The sequence below is a fragment of the Hymenobacter bucti genome (assembly GCF_042681145.1).
Taxonomy (GTDB): Bacteria; Bacteroidota; Bacteroidia; order Cytophagales; family Hymenobacteraceae; genus Hymenobacter; species Hymenobacter bucti.
The window spans coordinates 234,695-250,516 of sequence record NZ_JBHUFD010000018.1 but is presented as its reverse complement, the minus strand read 5'-3'; the positions used below and the strand labels follow the sequence as shown (position 1 = coordinate 250,516).

The 15,822-nt window shown below is 65.1% G+C and carries 7 protein-coding genes; 4 read left to right on the top strand and 3 right to left on the bottom strand.

The window, feature by feature from the left end:
• The first annotated feature begins 71 nt into the window (after window positions 1-71).
• Both ACFSDX_RS20155 and ACFSDX_RS20150 read left to right on the top strand, forming a co-directional pair.
• A complete protein-coding gene (locus ACFSDX_RS20155) occupies window positions 72-1,322 on the top strand; it encodes an ABC transporter ATP-binding protein (protein ID WP_382316847.1) in 1,251 nt (416 codons plus the stop codon).
• Window positions 1,310-2,359 carry a hypothetical protein gene (locus ACFSDX_RS20150; RefSeq protein ID WP_382316844.1) on the top strand — a complete coding sequence of 350 codons (1,050 nt, stop codon included), beginning with the start codon at window positions 1,310-1,312 and terminating at the stop codon, window positions 2,357-2,359. The genes ACFSDX_RS20155 and ACFSDX_RS20150 overlap by 13 nt, the downstream gene beginning before the upstream one ends.
• Here the strand turns inward: ACFSDX_RS20150 and ACFSDX_RS20145 are convergent.
• Window positions 2,348-3,349, bottom strand: a complete 1,002-nt coding sequence (locus tag ACFSDX_RS20145; protein ID WP_382316842.1) for a glycosyltransferase family 2 protein — start codon at window positions 3,347-3,349, stop codon at window positions 2,348-2,350. The two genes, ACFSDX_RS20150 and ACFSDX_RS20145, sit on opposite strands and share 12 nt — an antisense overlap.
• A 256-nt stretch (window positions 3,350-3,605) precedes the next feature.
• On the opposite strand from ACFSDX_RS20145, the gene ACFSDX_RS20140 reads away from it, so the two are divergent.
• Window positions 3,606-4,958, top strand: a complete 1,353-nt coding sequence (locus ACFSDX_RS20140; protein WP_382316840.1) for a family 43 glycosylhydrolase — start codon at window positions 3,606-3,608, stop codon at window positions 4,956-4,958.
• A 77-nt stretch (window positions 4,959-5,035) separates the two neighbouring features.
• On the opposite strand, the gene ACFSDX_RS20135 is transcribed toward ACFSDX_RS20140, so the two are convergent.
• Together ACFSDX_RS20135 and ACFSDX_RS20130 are read right to left on the bottom strand one after the other, a co-directional pair.
• Entirely contained in the window at window positions 5,036-8,080 is a 3,045-nt protein-coding gene (locus ACFSDX_RS20135; RefSeq protein WP_382316838.1) for a GAF domain-containing protein, read from the bottom strand.
• 349 nt (window positions 8,081-8,429) lie between these two features.
• On the bottom strand, window positions 8,430-11,384 hold the full coding sequence (locus ACFSDX_RS20130; RefSeq protein WP_382316836.1) for a T9SS type B sorting domain-containing protein: 2,955 nt from the start codon (window positions 11,382-11,384) through the stop codon (window positions 8,430-8,432).
• 702 nt (window positions 11,385-12,086) lie between these two features.
• On the opposite strand from ACFSDX_RS20130, the gene ACFSDX_RS20125 reads away from it, so the two are divergent.
• On the top strand, window positions 12,087-15,779 hold the full coding sequence (locus ACFSDX_RS20125; protein WP_382316834.1) for a T9SS type A sorting domain-containing protein: 3,693 nt from the start codon (window positions 12,087-12,089) through the stop codon (window positions 15,777-15,779).
• Window positions 15,780-15,822: the final 43 nt, after the last annotated feature.

Sequence of the window (15,822 nt, the reverse complement as noted above, 5' to 3'; positions counted from 1 at the left end):
ACGGGGTTTATTTTTTATTTTGTGGAGGCGCGCTTGGCCGCCGCCCACGTTCCAGCTTTTGCCACCGTCTTATGTCAACTACTTCTGAGCCAGTAGTCCAGGTCACCAACGTATCCAAGAAGTTTTGCAGCCACCTGCGTACGTCGCTCTGGTACGGGCTGCGCGACATTGCGGCCGAAACCTGGCCCCGGCGGCACCGCCCCGCCGCCGCCCTGCGCCGCGCCGAGTTCTGGAGCGTGCGGGACGTGTCGTTTGAGCTGCACCGCGGCGAGGCGCTGGCCATTATCGGCTCCAACGGGGCCGGCAAAAGCACGCTGCTCAAGCTGCTCAACGGCCTCATTAAGCCCGATACGGGCTCCATCCGGCTGCTGGGGCAGGTGGGCGCGCTCATCGAGCTGGGCGTGGGGCTCGACCCCGTGCTCACGGGCCGCGAAAACGTGTTTGTGCGGGCCGCGCTCATGGGCTTTTCGCGGGCGGGCATCACGCCGCTGCTGCCCGCTATCATCGAGTTTACGGGCCTGGGCGAGGCCATCGACATGCCCGTGCAGTTCTACAGCTCGGGCATGGTCTCGCGCCTGGCCTACGCGGTGGCGGCGCACCTGCACCCCGACATCCTGCTCGTGGATGAGGTTCTGGCCGTGGGTGATTTCGACTTTCAGCGCAAGTGCATCAACCACATGATGGGCTACCTGGCGGCCGGCGGCTCGCTAATTCTGGTCTCGCACCAGCCGCACCACATTCAGTCGATATGCCGGCGGGGCATCGTGCTCGACAAGGGCCGCGTCACGTTTTCGGGCACCGCCACGGAGGCGCTCGACTACTACTTTTCGCAGCAGCTAGCGGCCCTAGCGGCCGACGCACCCGCGGGTGCAGGCGCGCAGCTGAGCGCCGAGCGGCCGGTGGCCATTGAGCACGTGGCCCTGGCCGACCCAGCGGCGGGGCCGGTGGTAACGGCCGGCGCCGAGGTAGAAATTGCGCTTACCTACCAAGCCTTTCAGACGCGGCAAGGCGTGGGCTGGGCCTTTTTTATTCATACTAGCGATGGCCACGTGTGCATCACGGGGGCCTACTGCCCCGAGCCGATAGTACTGCCCGCCGGCCAGCACACGCTGCGCTGCCGCCTGCCGCACCTGCCCCTCACGGCGGGCGACTACCTGGTCAAGACCGTCATCTTCGAGTTTGAGTCCTTGCAGCCCCTGGCCTTGTGGGGCTGGGAAAACTCGCCCACCCGGCTGCGGGTAGTGGAGGCCGCCAGCCTGGCAACCAATGCGCAAAAAATGGTGCAGCAGCTCATTACCATCCCTGTCGAATGGCCCCAGTAAGCACCGCCGCCCTCGACGACGCCCTGGCGCGGGGCGTAGCCTACCTGTACCAGCACCAGTACCCGAACGGCGAGTTTTGCGTCTACTGCTCGAGCGATGTCACCATGCAGGAGTGGTGCCTGCCCGATAGCTCAGTCTTCCCCACGGCGCTGATTGCGCACTGCCTGCTGCCCTTGGCCGAGCACCCGGCCGCGGAAGAGACCCTAGGGAAGGCCGCCGCTTTTTTGCGGTACCAGATGGGGGCCGGCGGCCTCTGGAACCACTTTACCGTGGTGCACCGCCTGCGCTACCTGTGCCCACTCGATGCGGATGACACGGCCTGCGTGTCGGATTTTTTGCGCACCCGGGGCTTCGACCACCCCTACCCCGCCAACGTGCCGCTGCTGCTGGCCAACCGTGACCGCAACGGACTGTTCTACAGCTGGTTCTTGCTACGGCTGCGCTGGCAAACCAACCGCACGTATTGGCGCGTGACCCTGCCCGAGCTGCGGCGGCCCATCCAAAGCGCGGCCTTTTGGTACGGAGTCGAGGCCAGCCGCAACGACGTGGATGGCGTGGTGAATGCCAACGTGCTCTACTACCTAGGTGACGTGCCGGAGACCCAGCCCATCATCGCCTGGCTACTGCGCATCATTGCCGAAGGCCGCGAGGCCGACTGCGACCTGTGGTACCGCGATGCGCACTTCGTGTACTACTTTATTTCGCGCAACTACTACCGGGGCATCACCCAGCTAGAGCCGGCCCGCCAGCCGGTTATCGACCGCATTCTGGCCGCCGCCAAGCCCGATGGCCGCCTCGGCGATACAGTAACTGACACCGCCTGGGCCGTGTGCTCGCTCCTCAACTGGCGCGCTACCCCACCCGAGCTGGAGCCGGCAATAGCGTTTTTGCTGCGCACGCAGGGCGCGCCCGGCGAGTGGCCGCGCTGGCTGGTGTACTACGGCGGCCCCAAGCGGGCGCTGGGCTGGGGCTCGGAGGAAATCACGACCGCGTTTTGCCTCGAAGCGCTGGCCCGCTACCGCGCCCTACAGCCCTAGGCGGCGCCAGCGCAGCAGCACTTTGGCGTAGAATTTCAGCACCTGGTAGTAGGTGGCAGGGTGCGGGCTGAGGCGCAGCGCCTGCGCCAGCACCCCGTGGGCCGCGGCCCAGCTTTTGGTATGGGCCAGGGCGTGGTAGGCCTCCCCGATACCCAGCTGCGCGCTGCGCTTGCGAGCCAGCCGCCCCACTTTTTGGCGCTGGTCGGGCGGCAGGTGCTCCTCGATGCGGGCAATAACCTGCGCCCAGTCGGCCAGCAGCTGGCCCTGCTGGGCTTTTTTCCAGGACACGGAGCCGGGGTGGCCGCGGTACTCGGCCAGCGTTTCGGGGCTGTAGGCCACGGGGTAGTGCCGGGCAATGCGCACCCACATCTCCCAGTCTTCGCCGCAGGTAGTGCCATAAAAGCTACCTAGGTGCTCGTATACCTCGCGCCGCACCACCATGCACGCGTACTGGATGTACTGCGTTTCGGCAAGGCGAACCAGCCAGTTGGGCAGGATGCCGGCCGCGGGCTGCACGGGCTCAAAATCGTGCACCACCGCCCCGTGCTCATCCACGGAGGCGTAGTGCGTGAACGCGGCGCCCGCCGCCGGGTACCGGGCCAGCAGCTGCCCCACCTGCGCGTAGAAGCCCGGCCGCACGCGGTCGTCGCCGTGCAGCAGGTGCACCAGGTGGCCGCGCGCCCGGTTGAGGCAGGTCTCGAAGTTGCGCAGGCTGCCCACGTTGGCGGGCTGGCGGTAGTACTGCACCCGGCCCGCGCCCAGGGCGGCTACTACGGCGGCCACGTCTTCATCGGTGCTGGCATCGTCCACTACTTCGATTTGCATGCGGGCCGCGCCGGGGTCCTGGGCCAGCACGCTGCGCAGCGCCTCGCGCAGAAAAGGCGTGCAGTTGTAAGTGGGTATCATCACCGACCACTGCGGGCGTTCGGTAGTCGAGGGCAGGGCCGCAATCTGGGGGGCGGTTTGCGGGATGCGCGGGGCGGCAATCAAAGCGGGCGCGGTATAATTTTTAGCAGAACAGATTGGCTTTGCTAATTAGCGCCAGCGTTCAATCCCTAAACTTACGACCATCAAGGGTATTACCCACCGGCTAGGCGCGGCGCCGGTGGGGCCCGCACCTATCGGTGCGCTTGCGCTGGCAAGGGCGCAGTAGCTTAGCGCAGCTCCCTTGAGGCACTGGCGCGCCAATGAATTTTTTGCCGGGCTCGAAGGAAAGGCTGTTTTGATATTTATGCAGATGCAGATAATGAACGCAAGAACCTTGCGCGGCGCCCTGGGCCTCGCGCTGCTGGCGAGCAGCTTCGGCCGGCCGGCCGCCGCCCAGAATCCGTTCATCACCAGCCAATTCACGGCCGACCCCACGGCCCGCGTGTTTGGCGACCGGGTGTACGTGTACCCTTCGCACGACATTCGGGGCAAGCCCGGGCAGGGCCGCCCCGGCTGGTTTTGCATGGAGGACTACCACGTTTTTTCCTCGGCCAACCTCACCAACTGGACCGACCACGGGGTCATCGTGACCCAGAACAAAGTGGCCTGGGTGAAGCCCGACAGCTACAGCATGTGGGCGCCCGAGTGCGTAGCCCGCAACGGCAAGTACTACTTCTACTTCCCGAGCACGCCCAAGGACAGCACGGCCGGCAAGGGCTTCACCGTCGGGGTGGCCGTGGCCGACGCGCCCACCGGGCCGTTTGTGCCGCAGCCCACTTCCATAAAGGGCGTGCGCGGCATCGACCCCAACGTGCTCATCGACAAGGATGGGCAGGCCTACCTCTACTGGTCGCAGGGCAACATCTACGCGGCCAAATTGCGGCCCGACATGCTAGAGCTGGCCTCCGAGCCCGTGACCCTGGGCGCGCTGCCTACCGCGGGTCTCAAGGAAGGACCATACGTGTTTGAGCGCCAAGGCACGTACTACCTCACTTACCCGCATGTGGCCAACAAAACCGAGCGGCTGGAGTACGCCACCAGCCGCAGCCCCCTAGGTCCGTTTGAGGTGAAGGGCGTGCTCATGGACGAGTCACCGACCGGGTGCTGGACCAACCACCACAGCATCACGCAGTTCAAGGGCCAATGGTACTTGTTCTACCACCACAACGACTTGTCGCCGAATTTCGATAAAAACCGGTCGGTGCGCGTGGACAGCCTGTTTTTCAACCCCGACGGCAGCATCCGCAAGGTGGCGCCCACCCTGCGCGGCGTGGGCCTGACGGATGCCCGCCAGAAAATTCAGGTGGACCGCTACAGCCGGCTGAGCACGCAGGGCGCGGCCATCGCTTTTCTGGACACGGCCAACAAGTTTCAGGGCTGGAAAACGCTGTTTACCGGCCGCCAAGGCTGGGTGCAGTACAACGGCGTGGACTTCGGCCCGCGGCCGCCTCGCGCACTAACGCTGCGCGTGGCCGCGGCCGCCGGCGCCACGCTGCAAGTCCGCCTCGACCAGCCCACCGGCCCCGTGCTGGCCCAGGTGGTAGTGCCCAAGAGCGGGCAGTGGCGCGAGCTACGAGTGCCAGTAGCAGCCGGCCGGCCCGGCCGCCACACCCTCTACATCGCCTCGCAGACCGACGCGCCCAGCGAGCTTGACTGGGTGAAGTTTGAATAACTCGCGCTTGTTTTAGCAAGGTTATTCATTCGCAGTGGGCTACGTAGCCGCCCTAGGGCGGCTACGTAGCCCACTGCTCATAGGGTATCAGAAGCGGGGTCGGGAATGCGAATGCGGACGTAGGCCCCGCCGGCCGGCACGGCGCCGGTTTCCAGCTGGCCCCCGAGCAGTGCCACCTGGTCGCGGATGCTGCGCAGGCCGAGGCCGGCCTCGGCGGGCGGCAGCGTGGCAAAGCCGGGGCCGTTGTCCTCCACCCGCAGCAGCGCCCAGCCGGGCGTGGTTTCGAGCTCCAGGCTGGCCTCGGTGGCACCTAGGGCGTGCTTCACAATGTTCTGGGCCAGCTCCTGGGCCATGCGGTAGATGGCCAGCTGCAGGGCCGAGGAGAGCGGCGTGGCTTCGGCGTCAAGCTGCACCTGGCAGTGCAGGCGCAGCTGCGGGCTGCTCAGCTTATCGCAGATGTCCTGCAGGGCCTCCGCCAGGCCAAACTCTTCGAGCACCAGCGGCACCAACTCGTGCGAGAGCACGCGGGTTTGGTGAATGGCCTCGCTCAGCAGCTGGTTGGCATCGCGGTGGGCGGCCTGCCACGCGGGGGGGGCATCGTCGGGGCGCGGGTGCAGCTGGTCGAGGCGCAGCTTGGTGGCGTAGAGCAGCTGCCCGATGCCGTTGTGCAGGCCTTCGGCAATGCGGCGGCGCTCGGCTTCCTGGGCGGCCTGCACGGCCTCGAACAGGGCCTGCTGCCGGCTCAGGCGCAGGCGCAGGATTTCAGCCTGGTCTTTTTTCCAGGCCGTAATATCCTTGGTGGAGGTCGCCACGCCGTCGCCCAGCTTCACGATGGACTGGAAAAACCAGCCGTCGAACTGCTCGTGCGCGTAGCGCCGCTCGGCTTGCTGCGGCTCGCCGGTTTCCACCACTTGCTTGAAAGCGGCAAATATGCCCTCCTTCACCACGCCGGGGTTGCGCTCGAGCAGGCTTTGCCCGCGCACCTCGCCGTAGCGGCTTTCGGAGGAGTGGTTGTTCAGCAGCCAGCGAAAATCGACAATCTGGCCGGCGTCGTCGCGCACTGCCTCAAACACCTGAATCATGTCCACGGTGCTGTCCATGGTGGCCTGCAGAAAGTCGCGGCTCTGCTTGAGCTCGGCCGTGCGCTCCTGCACCTGCCCTTCCAGGTCGGCGCGGTAGTGCGCCTGCTGCACGCGCAGGGCTTCTTCGGCCTTGGCGCGCTCCACGGCGACCCAAGTGCGCTCGGCCACCTCTTCGACCAGGCTCACCTCCTGGGCCGTCCAGCGGCGGAGCGTGCGCTGCGCTGCCACCAGCATGGCCACCAGACGCTTCTGCTTGAGCAGGGGCACCACCACGGCGGCGCGGCTGGCGCTGCTGCGCTGCGCCTCGGGCAGGTGGGGGTCGGTGTCGGCATCGCAGCAAACCCAGGTGCGGCCCTCCACCAGCAGGGGCATGGCCCAGGTGCTGAACGGGTAGCGGCGGGCGTGGCTGGGGGCGTCGGGCCGGTGCCAGTCGCGGGCCACTACAAACTCCTGGGCGGCTTCGTGCAGGTCCACGTAGTAAGCCCAGTCCACGCCGAGGTGCTGGCCCAGCTTTTGGGCTACCGTGGCCTGAATATCGACCGCGTCGGTGAGGGGGCGCAGGGCATCGCTGAGCTGCAGCAAAAAATCCTGGCGCTGCTCGCTCAGGCGCAGGGCCTGCTGGGCCTGGTTCTGGGCCACGGCCATCCAGGTGCGCTCGGCTACTTCCACGGCCAGCACCACCTCGGTGGTGAGCCACTCGCGGGGCACGCTCTGCACCAGGCACAGGCCGCCCACCAGCTGCCCGTTCTTGAAAACAGGAATGGCCAGGTAGGCAATCACCTGCTGCTGCACGCAACGCAGCAGCAGGTCCGCGTCCACTATATCGGCCTGGTGCACGTCGGCCACGCTCACTGGCCGGCCGGTGTCGATGGCGGCGTGCAGCAGTATCAAGTCAGAGAGCGGGTAGTTGCCGACCGCCGAAGGCAGGCCGGGCGACGCCGCATCGCAGCGCACAATGGCCCGGCCGGCTTCGATTTCGCAGTAGCAGCAGCGGTCGGCCCCGAAGTGCCGGCGGGCCAGGTGCGTCACGGCTTCCTGAATGGCCACCGGGTCGGTGAGCGGCCCTAGGGCATCGGCGAGCTGCAGCCGAAACGTGTCGGCGGCGGCGGCGAGGCGCAGGGTAGTTTCGGCGTTTTTGCGCGCCGTAATGTCGTTGAAGAGCACGGCCACCTGGTGGGCGGCGGGCGCCCCCACCCGAAAGGCGTGCACGTCGAACCAGCGGCTCACCTGCGGCACGTAGTGCTCCACGCGCACGGGCTCGCCGGTGCGGGCCACCCGGCCGTAGGTGTCAAACCAGAAGGACTCGAGGCCGGGCAGCACCTCGCGCACGGTTTTGCCCCGCGCATCGGCTGGCATGCCCGACTGCTGGGCAAACAAGGGGTTTAGCTCGAGGTAGCGAAAATCCACGGCTTGCTGCCCGGTGGCGTCAAACAGAATTTCGAGCACGCAAAACCCCTGCTCCATGGCGTAGAACAGGGCGCGGTACTTGTCGGTAGCGCCCAGCGCCAGCTCATCGTGCAGGCGCTGGGCGGCCCCGGGCGCGGGGCCGCCGCGGGCGATGTCGGGCAGCATGGCTAGGTCCCCGTTCCGCAGCTCAGCCACGAGGGGCGCGTAGGGTTGGGGCTGGGTGGGGGTTTCGTCTTCGGGCCGGCGCCCGGCCGGGGCCGGGCACGGCTGCCCGTACACCACCCACCCATCGCGGTGGCGGGTGGCCGACAGGGCAACCCACTGGTGGTGCTCGGGCAGCCATATCTCCCGGGTGGCGGGGGTGGCGGGCTCGCGCAGCATTTCCAGCAGCGCCACCCCCAGGGCCGGTGGCAGGTCGGCCTCGGCCAGGGGGCGACCTAGGAGCGCCGCGGGCGGGGCGCCGCACCAGCGGGCCATCTGCTGGTTGGCGCGCCGCACGATGCGCTGCTCATCCAGCACCAGCACGCCCCAGGGCAGCGCGTCCAGTAACCCATCGGCCGAATAATCGGAGGTTGGTGATGGGTACTGAAGTAGATTGGGCCGTTCGAAGGTGGCGTCAGCGGGGGTTTCCATACAAAAGCGGGCAGCGGGCAGGCGAGTTTGAGTAGCCTTTACGCTATACAGCCTTACGTGGATTCTATTCTGGCGGCCCAGCTTAGTTCAGGAACCCGCCCCCCGCGAAAGCGCCGCATCTGCATCGGCCGGCAGCGGCTTGCTGGCAAAGGCGCCTGGCTGCCAGCTCAGTTTTTAGGTCAGGGCGCAGGATGGGAAAACGCAACAACTGTCCGGCGAACTAGAATTTGCGGCACCGTCCCCGTTTACCCAGTATTTCTTAATTCATATGCAGCCCCAAAAAGCAAAACCCCCGTTTCCGAGCTGGAAACGGGGGTTGTAGTAGGTCATGGTTTTTCCGAAAGGAGCGTTAGCGCACGATTTCTACCCAGCCTTTATAGGTGCGCTTGGTACCGGCAAAATCAGCAAACTCGACCTCGGCCAGGTAGTAGTAAATGCCATCCGACACCTTGCCGCTGGTACCTACCTCATTGGGAGCGCCGCCCCCATCCCAGTTGATGTAGGGGTCTTTGTCGCTCTCATACACCTTGCGGCCCCAGCGGTTGAATATCTGGATGTGCGTGCGCCGGATAGCGCTCGCCGTCTTGGGCCGGAATCGCTCGTTGAGCCCATCCCCGTTGGGCGTGAAGATGTTGGGCAGCAGGAAGAACGCGCAGTTGTCCTGACAGGCCACGTTGCTGAGCGCGCTGCGCACCCGGGCCGCGTTCACGGCCTGCACCTGGTAGCAGCCCGCCCCGCCCGTGTTGCCCGCCGTGTTCAGGGGCACCTGGTGCAGGTAGGTGTACTGGGTGGTCGAGTCGATGAGCGTAAATGGCCCCTCGGCCGTGCTGCGGTAGAAGATGCGGAAGTACGCCACCTCGCCGCTGCAGCCGGCTGGCGTGTTGCCGAGGGTCCAGCGCAGGCGGTTCTGGTAGCGCAGAGCCGCAAAGTCAAGGTTCGAATCTTGTTGGTCGAGGTTGGCCAGGCTGTCGCAGTTGGTGGGCACCACGGTCAGCACCGGCGTGCAGGGCGTCGGGATGAGCAAAGCGCAAATCTCCTGGCTGCGGTTGAGCAGGTTGGTAAGAATGGGCTGATTGAGCGAGTTAGTCGGCGTGGTGTACTGCCCGTTCGTTTGCACGTAGTAGCAGTAGTTGGCGCCCCGCGTCAGGCCCCGGTCGACGTACGTGACGCTGCTGGCGCCCGCGGGGGGCGTCAGCGTAGCCACCTGCGCGTAGGGACCGGTAGCCCCGAGCCGGCGGAAGATGAGCGTGGGCCGCGTGCTGTTGTCCCACGGCACCTGGTAGGACCAGGTCAGCGTGTTCAGGTTGTTGTTGCCATCGGGCACCACCCCTAGGCGCACGCTGCTGGCCAGCGGTGAGGTCTCCGAGGTTTCGGCGCTGCCGGGCTGGGTGGTAGCGGCGCTGAAGAAGACGAGCTGATAGGTGTACTGCCCGTCCTGCGTGTTCAGGGCCGGGGCGCTATCCACGTAGGTGGTATCGGTCAGGCTGGTTTTGGTCGTCACCAGCGTGAAGGGTGCGGCGCCCGTGCTGCTGCGGCTCAGGCGGTACCCGAGGGGCGCGTTGAAGCTGCTCGCATTAGACTTTGGCTGCGTCCACTTGATGGCAATTTGCCCGTTGGTGGGGGCCGTCGTCAGCACGTCCACGTTGGTGAGCTGCGCTGAGCGGCCCGAAAGAGGCAGGCAGGCCTCATTGGAGGCCAGGCTGGCCCCGCCCGCCGGCAGCGGAAACGTGACGTAAATGCGGTACGAATACGTGCGGCCCCGCGGCAGGCCCCGGCCGCCGTTGTCATCAGTGTAGGCCGTGAGGTTGGCCGGAATACTAGCGATGCGCGTGTAGCCCGCCGCGGCCGGAATACCGGTTTCGCAGGCGCTGGGGGTGAACGGGTAGCAGTTTTCGCGGCGGTAAATCTGGATGGTCGGTAGCACGCCGGGCTGGCTGGAGGCCAGGCACGGGTAGCTGGTCCACGTTAGCAGCACCCGCTCGCCAGCCAGAGGTGCGGCCTGCAGGTTGGTCGGCGCGGGGCCTATTACCGTTACGCGCCACGTCTTCTCATCAATGAGCGGCGGGTCGGCCGAGGTAGCCGGCGGCGTATCCTGCGCCTTAAAAACCACGAGGTAGGGCTGCGCCGCGATATTCTCGCACTGGGTAGCCCACCGAAACCGCCCCACCGCCCGCGGCGGCCCTTGCGTGGACTGGGTAAAAGTGGCGGGGGGCAGCGGCCCCCCGTAGGCCGTGAGCTGCACGGCCGTCGCGGCCGAGTTGGGCCCGCTGCCATCTACCGCCGTCACGCTCTTGCTCAGCACCGTGCCCGCCACCACGCAGGTGTCTTGCGGAATGGTGATGGTGGGGCGCAGATTGACGGCCGCCACAACTATTATCTGCATGTCGCGCAGTACTTCGCCTATCTGGATGTACCCTAGGGCATTGCGCCGCCATTCTTCGACTGCGAAGGCTACATTATAGGTTCCCGTGCGCAAGGGGGCGTTCCAGACAATCTGGCCGGTGCGGGCATTCATTTGAAAGGTCGCCGTATCGCCGATTTGGGCCAGCTCGACCCCATTATTATCCTTGAAGGACACCTGCACCGGCCGCTGCGTGCCCACCCCGTAGGCCTGGTTGTTGGGGTACCGAAATCCGGCGCAAGGCACGTGGTCGGGGATGTAGGTAGCCGGCAGCGCGCTAAGCGTAGTGTAAGTGAGCGACCGCTGGCTGTTCATCCGCCGAAAAGCCAGGGAATCTCCATCCGCATCGTAAGCGGCCGGATTGTGCAGAAACACCTGCCCCGACGCGGCCCGGTCAATGGCCGGGGCCCGCAGCACGGGCAAGTGGTTGGCACCGAGGCCGGGGTCGATGGTGATGACGGTGCTGAGGTAAAAGGTTTGGGAGACGGAAGCGGTCATGTTGACCACGTCCGCCGAGCGGTTTGCCTCGATAAAACTAGCCGTGTACTTACCAGACCCCGGGTAGGTGTGCTCGAAGTAGAATATTAGCCGGGTTGTTTCAACCGCTACCGTGACTTCGCTGGTTTTCCGGATGGCGTCGCTCCGCTTGCCATCGCCAAAAAAAAGGGTTGCCTCTTCCTGCAACGCGCTCGTCGGCCGCGAGTCGCGGTACAGCGTCAGCTTAAAGAAAATCCGATTCGGATTGTGGGTCGGCGTCGTGTCAACCTTGGCTTGGATGTCGCCGGCCCGCAAATGGGTGGCGTGGGCGGCCCTGGGCGCGAGCCCGCTCAACCCAACCAACAGCACGACTAGGAGCCACGCCCACCGCCTGCCGGCCCACTGCACAGAGGAAAAAAGGAACATACAACGGGTTATAATTTTTTCTGTTTTCAGCTCATTACCGGCCCTACCCCACCCTCGACTACGTGTGCAGTGCCGAGGTACTATTCAGCGTCCGCTTCATCACCCTCCGCCTACTACGTGGCAGTCATTGCTTATAAATGCGCTCTTTACTTCAAAAAGCCCTTGTTACTCAGCGACGGGCCATCTTTCTATCCCAGCTTATCTGAGGCACCTCCTTTATTCCTTCTAAGTTAGGCGGCCGGCGGCCATTTTTGGCACGAACACCCGGATTATTGCCGGCCAAAACCTTAAACAGCTGTACGCTACGTTGGCCCCGCAACCCCTAGGTGCCCACTCACCCAAGTGGGCTTGCCTTGGTCGTGATTATGGCCGCCTAGGTACTAGCGTGAAGCCGTTAGCAGCGGGCAGAGCCTGGGGCGCCCTGGGCGCCGCTGAAGAGTAGCCGCTCGGCCGTCAAATTGGCGTTGGGATAGGCGCGCGGCATCAAAAATACGCATTGATTTCCGGCTGACAGCCTGCTAATAATAACTCAACCAAAGCGCAAAATCCTGCTGGATATCAGTTTATTAAAGTACTTAGGTACTTTTCCCAGGTACTGACATGCACATAAAATATCTCTCGAAAATACAATTTCAGCGCAAGCGTGGCAGCAATTCTTATATATTGCGTTGCCAAAGGCGATGTCCCCTCACTCAATCATTTATGAAGAAACACGTACTACGCATTGCTACGCTAGTAGCTGGTACCGGCCTGGTGTTCGGTACTATTAATGCCAGCTTTGCCCAAGGGGCGAAACGCGACGCCAAATTCAAGGCCGCCACGGAACTGCGCGAGCTGATAGGCAGCACGGCTGCTTCGCGGGCGGCGGTGGCGGCCAGCGCGGCCAAAACGACCGGGCCGCAGAAGGAAGACCTGCGGCAGATTCAGGGTGGCTACGTGGTCATCGATGCCGCTTCGACCGACGCCGACGGGCGCCCGCTGCTGCTCCAGCTCCAGAAGCTGGGCCTGAAGAACGGTGCGGTATACGGCCGGATGGTTTCGGGCCTGTTTCCCATCGACCAGGTCGGCCAGCTCGAGCGCGTGGAAACGCTGCGCTTTGCGGCCCCGGCCTACCAGCCCATGCGCAACGTGGGCCTCACCACTTCGCAGGGCGATGCGTCTATGCTGGCCGACAAGGCGCGCACCTCCTACGGGGTGTCGGGCGTGGGCTCCAAAGTCGGCATCTTGTCGGATAGCTACGGCGCGATAGCCGGGGGCCCGGCCGCCGGGGTAGCCTCCGGCGACCTCCCCGCCGGGGTAGAAGTACTGGAAGATGCGCCGGGCTACACCGACGAAGGCCGCGCCATGGCTGAAATCGTGCACGACGTGGCCCCCGGTGCTAAAATCGCTTTTCACACGGCTTTTACAGGCCAGGCAGGCTTTGCGAGCGGCATTGTTAAGCTAGCAGATGCGGGCTGCAACATCGTGGTGGACGACGTGGCTTACTTCGCGGAGCCGATGTTCCAGGACGGTGTCATTGCCCAGGCCGTGGACCAGGTCACGGCCCGCAACGTGTCGTACTTCAGCGCGGCGGCCAACCAGGCCCGGCAGTCGTACCAAGCCGGTTTTAAGGACTCGGGGCAAGACTATATTGTTGGTACCAACAACTACGGCCGGGCGCACGACTTTGGCAACGGCGACATCACGCAGAGCTACCGCATTCCGGCGGGTGGCACGCTGCGGCTCTCGTTTCAGTGGGCCGACCCGTTCTTCTCAGTTAGCGGCGGGGCGGGTGCCCGCACCGACCTAGACATCCTAGTGCTGGTGGGTGGAGTTGTGCAACAATCGCTATCGGGTTTGAGCGGCAATATTGGCGGCGACCCGGTAGAGATTATCAGCTTAACTGCCAGAACTGCGGTAACCGTTGAGCTGGTCATTGTAAAATACGAGGGCCCCACCCCGCAGCTGATGAAGTACATCAACTACGGCAGCTCAACGGCGGTACCGACCGAGTATGCTACGAACAGCTCGACGGTAACGGGCCACTCCAACGCCACCAGCGCGATAGCGATAGCCGCCGCCGCCTGGTACAACACCCCGGTGTTCAACACCAACATTACCCGGCCGGTAGTGGAAGCCTTCTCGTCGCAGGGGGGCACGCCGGTGTTCATCACCAAAGAAGGCGTGGACACGGGCTACGATGACAGCAAAATCCGCCGCAAGCCGGTCGTGACCGGTCCTGATGGTGGCAACACCACGTTTTTCGGCTCCGATACGTCGCTCGACCCCGACACCTACCCCAACTTCTTCGGCACCTCGGCCGCGGCGCCGCACGTAGCGGCCGTGGCCGCGCTGATGCAGGAATTTGCCGGCACTGCCCTGACCCCCACCAACATCGCGGAAGGCCTAGTGTACACGGCGCAGGACATGGATGACCCCTTCACGCCTGGGTTCGACGTGGGCTTTGACTTCCGCACGGGCTTCGGCTTTGTGCAGGCCGACAAGGCCGTGCTGGCCGTTAATGGCTCGCTGACTACCTGGACGGGCAGGGTCAGCACCAACTGGTTTACGGAGGGCAACTGGAGCGCGGGCCTCCCCACCGCCACCCGGGATGCCCTCATCGCGGTGGCCCCCAACCAGCCCCGCCTGGGCGCGGGCACGGCTGCGGTACGGAACTTGATTTTGAGCACCGGCACGACCCTCACCCAGAGCGGCGGCACCCTGAGCCTGACGGGCAACCTGACCAACAACGGCACCCTCGTTGCCACGGGCGGCACGGTGGCCACCACCGGCAGCACCAACCAGACGCTGGGCGGCACCAGCCCGTTGCCCTTCTACGACCTGAGCGTGGGCAGCGCCGGGGCCACGCAGGCCACTAGCGTGAGCTTGCAGGATGTGCTCACGCTCACGGGCAACCTAACGACCAGCGGCCAGCCGCTGACGCTGCTTTCCCGCGTGAGCGGGGGCGTGGCCCTCGACGCCCTGGTGGTGAACAGCAGCGGCGTAGTGGTGGGCAACGCCACGGTGCAGCGCGCCATCGACCCCAGCCTGAACTCCGGCCTGGGCTACCGCCACTACAGCTCGCCCGTGGCCAACACCACGGTGGCCGACCTAGCCACTACCGGCTTCACGCCCGTAGTGAACCCGGCCTACAACACCAGCCCGACGCCCAACGACGTAGTGCCCTTCCCCACGGTATTTGGCTACGACCAGGCCCTGGTAAACCGGACGAATGCCAGCCCGAACTTCGACAAGGGCTTTTTCTCGCCCAGCGCCCTCAGCGCCCCGCTGGTGCCGGGCCGCGGCTACAACGTGAACATCGGCGCCGCCGAGCTGGTCGATTTTGTGGGTACGCTCAACAATGGCGACCTAGGTATCGCCGTGGCCCGCAATGCCGCCAACACCCTGAACGCGGCCGATGCGGGCTGGCTGTTTTTGGGTAACCCCTACCCCGCCCCGCTCGACTACTCGCTGGTGAAGCCCGCCGACCGCACCGGCCTGGAAGACGCCATTTACGTGTTCAGCAGCACCAGCCAGTACGGCGGCCAATACCGCGCTTACGTCAACGGCGTTGGGGGCAACCCCGTTATTCCCATTGCCCAGGGCTTCTTTGCGCGCGTTGCCGCGCCTGGCACGACTGGCACCTTTACGTTCCGCAACAGCCAGCGCCTGACCAGCCCCAACGGAACCTCGTTTCAGCGCACCGCCGCCACCCCGCGCCCGCTGGTGCAGCTCGAGCTTGGCATGGCTAATGGCCCCGCCGACACCTTCTACGCCTACGCCGAAGCTGGGGCAACTCCCGCCTTCGACGCGGCCTTCGATGCGCCCAAGCTACCCAACCCCATGGGCCTGAACCTGGCTAGCCTAGTGGGCAGCGAGCGCCTGGCCATCGATGGGCGGGCGGCCTTCACGGCGGAAACCACCATTCCGCTGGCCCTGAGCGTACCAGCCGCGGGCACCTACTCGCTCCGCGCTGCGGCCCCCGCTACCCTACCGGCGGGCCTCACCGCTTACCTGTACGACCGCCAGCTAGGCCAGACTGTGCTGCTGACCGAGAATGCGCGCTACTCCTTCAGCGTGACGGCCGGCCAGGCCACCACGCCCATTGAGGGACGCTTCACGCTCCTTTTCGGCCCCATCGCCGCCAAGGCCAGCCTGAGCGCCGCCGAGGTGAACGTGTACCCCAACCCAGCGCACAAGCGCTTCACGGTGCAGGTGCCCGCTATAGCGGCCGCTACCAGCGTGCAAGCCGAGCTCCTGAACACCCTAGGGCAGAGCGTGAGCCGCCAAACCGCCGCCCAGCTAGCCACGGGTACTACCCTCACCGTGGAAACGGAGGGCCTGGCTACGGGCGTGTACACACTGCGCCTGCAAGCGGGCAGCAGCACGCTGACCAAGCGCGTGGTGGTTCAATAAGCTGCCTTAGCACCGCCAACCAAAACGCCCTAGCCAGTCAGGC